Genomic DNA, 272 nt, shown 5'->3' with positions numbered 1-272 from the left:
GTGAACGGCAAGTGCCTGGACGTGGACAACGCGGGTACGGCGGACGGTACGGAGGTGCAGGTCTGGTCGTGCAACCAGTCGTCCGCGCAGGAGTGGACGGTCGGCGGTGACGGGACACTGAAGGCGCTGGGGAAGTGCCTGGACGTGTCCGGCGGCGGCAGCGCGGACGGTACGCGGATCCAGTTGTGGACGTGCAACGGGACGGGTGCGCAGAAGTGGGCGGCGCAGTCGGACGGTACGGTGCGCAATCCGCAGTCGGGCAAGTGCCTGGA

General features: G+C 68.8%; 1 protein-coding gene. It reads left to right on the top strand.

Translation table 11 applies throughout. The features are described from left to right. The coding region (locus KUM03_RS32340; RefSeq protein WP_217254133.1) for a ricin-type beta-trefoil lectin domain protein at positions 1-272 on the top strand (272 nt) is incomplete at both ends.

The organism is Streptomyces sp. AC602_WCS936, from assembly GCF_019049125.1.
In the GTDB taxonomy this organism is placed as follows: domain Bacteria; phylum Actinomycetota; class Actinomycetes; order Streptomycetales; family Streptomycetaceae; genus Streptomyces.
Note: the sequence above shows the minus strand (reverse complement) of the source record. Positions and strands in the feature narration are given on the sequence as shown.